A 2,466-nucleotide genomic window follows, 5' to 3' on the forward strand; every position below is an offset into this window, starting at 1 on the left:
TCCGAAGGCAGCATTGCACTTTGCCATCCATTATAAAGCTGCGGCCACAAACGCAGGAGATCGTCGCGCCCGTGTTGCAATGCATACAGGTTGTTATCTGCAAAATTCCAATCCATTCCCACAATACTCCTGAGCCCGGTCGCAAATTTCACCCCGTCTTTCTGGTGCTGTCCCGGCTTGTTAGCGTCAAATTTCCAAATGCCACCGTGGTCTTCCAGGATCGGGCAGGGCGTCATACCTTTTGAAGCAGGCGTGCGGTTATCTTCCTGGCAGGCATTCGAATTCGCTCCGAAAGGCACATACATAAAACCCTTGTCGTCGAAAGTAAGCGGCTTGGCGATGTGCTCGTGCATTCCGTGCGGGTGATCGTCGGTAAGTATCACCTCTTCTTCACTCTGCGGCACCAGGTCGCCGGGTGTAAGTTTGTACCTGTACACCACCAGCTCGGAACTGAAATACAGGTAACCATTGTAAATGCGCATGGCAGTACCATAAGCATGTTCCCGCGCCTGTCCGCCGAAGCGTTTGATAATATCCGCACGTCCGTCGTTATTGGTATCCCGCAATGCGATTACTGATTCACCCGCGTTCGCAAACCGCGCTTTTACATAGATATCACCGTTGTCATTTACAGCAATATGCCGCGCCCGCCCCGGCAGACTGTCTACTACTACCACAGCCTCAAAACCGTCGGGAAGGAACAGGCCTCCGTTTTTTGTGTTGACGGGCTGCTCTTTTTGAGCAGAATGCTGCGTAAAGCCCAATGTGAAAAGGACAAAGGAACTGAGGAGATATTTGAGGCGTAGTTTGTTCATCTAATTTGTGAATTGGCTGTGGCTGTTTGCGCTGGTTTTTGCCCTAAATCCCTGAAGGGACTTTTTTGAGTGTTCTCCCTTCTTCCCTTTCCTCCTTCGTCCCTTTCCTCCTTCATCCCTTTCCTCCTTCGTCCCTTTCCTCCTTCATCCCTTTCCTCCTTCTTCCCCTTCCTCCTTCGTCCCTTTCCTCCTTCCCTCCTTACTTCAAATAAATCGGATTCGCTATCCCATTCAAATCATACACAATCTTGCCGCCCATCACTGTCATTTCGCATTCCAGCTTTTCTTTACCTTCCATTTTGTAGCCTGTTTTATCATAAAAACCGAAATTTCCTTTTCGCATTGAAAAGACAGCTACGTCGGCTATGGCTCCTTCGGAGATGTGGCCGAGGTTTTCGCGGTGGATTACTTTCGCAGACTCCCAGGTACTTGCCCTGATCACTGAAGGCAGGTCCATTCCCATTATATAGAATTTAGACATAATGCTTAGCATATCTTTCATTGATCCGTTCATACTCCCCGTATGCAGGTCGGTGCTGATCGTGTTGGGCAAAAAGCCTGATTTTACGGCTGGTATCGCCTGTGAATAGTTGAAGCTCGCGCCGCCATAACCCACGTCGAAAATGATCCCTTTTTTCCGCGCTTCAATGGCAAAAGGCTTAACCTTTTTAGTCGCTTCGTCCACGATCGTTTCCCTTACGTTACCTTCCAGCAGTGTGTAAGCGTGCGTGAAAATGTCGCCAGCGCGCAAGTGTTTCATGAAAAGATCTTCCAGCGGCAAAGGCGGGGTGCTGCCTCCGAAATCTACCATCACGGGCATATTGGCCAGCTTGCCGGCTTTCACCGCATTATCCACTGGTTTCCAGTCAGGTCCCATGAAGTGGGCTACTTTGAAACCGACTACATCATTCTTGTTTTTCAATGCCACAGCCGCCGCGAGCGCCGGGTCCATATCGCTGGTATCCTGCTCCATCTGGCCGCCGCTCATTCCTTTGCCCACGATATTCATGAAGGAAAGAACGCGCGTTCGTGAGTTGAAAATGACATTGTTTTTGAAATCATCAAAGTTGGTCCAGCCAGCGCCGCCTGCATCTACAATGGTCGTCACACCTACGCGGAACGTGAAACCGTCGGGTGGTAATGCGGTGAAGCTGTTACTGAGGTAGTGGTTGACCTCCGTACCAAAGAAAACGTGACCGTGGATATCGATCAGGCCGGGCGTTACATACATTCCCTTTGCATCCACTACCTGCCTCGCCTCTTTCGGGTCAATGTCTTTGGCGACTTTTTTGATCTTTCCTTCAAAGATCCCCACATCCATGACCTGGTTAATGTTGTTTTTGGGATCGATAACAGTTCCGCCTTTTATCAGAATGCTATAAGTCTGCGCATGGGCAACAAGGCTGGACAAGCCCGACAGCAGGCAAAAGAGGATTAACTTAAACTTCATGATGATGGGTTTAGAAATAGTCTTACTACATTAAACAACTGCCTTCGACAGCTCTTCTTTTAATCTGGCTGCAACGATCTTTTCCTCGCCGGGTTTCAGCATCCAGGTAGTAATGGTCAATGTATTGTTTTCGCCGGGCATGATTTCGATCGAAGGGTTTCCGTCGCGCAGGTTTTGGTGCAACACTTTCACGGGCAATGC

The 2,466-nt window shown here is 49.4% G+C and carries 2 protein-coding genes; both read right to left on the reverse strand.

All coding sequences use genetic code 11. The features are described 5' to 3' along the window. On the reverse strand, positions 1 to 815 hold an 815-nt coding region (locus ACTIE6_RS22645; RefSeq protein ID WP_439558794.1), incomplete at its 3' end, for a PQQ-dependent sugar dehydrogenase. A 199-nt stretch (positions 816 to 1,014) separates the two neighbouring features. Beyond that, positions 1,015 to 2,265: an amidohydrolase/deacetylase family metallohydrolase gene (locus tag ACTIE6_RS22650; protein WP_439558795.1), complete on the reverse strand. Its 1,251-nt coding sequence runs from the start codon at positions 2,263 to 2,265 to the stop codon at positions 1,015 to 1,017. Positions 2,266 to 2,466: the final 201 nt, after the last annotated feature.

This window comes from Dyadobacter sp., assembly GCF_051859145.1.
Taxonomy (GTDB): domain Bacteria; phylum Bacteroidota; class Bacteroidia; order Cytophagales; family Spirosomataceae; genus Dyadobacter.

Excerpts from the sequence above, each read along its gene's own strand:
- ACTIE6_RS22650 (WP_439558795.1), bottom strand. The coding sequence starts at position 2,265 with ATGAAGTTTAAGTTAATCCTCTTTTGCCTGCTGTCGGGCTTGTCCAGC.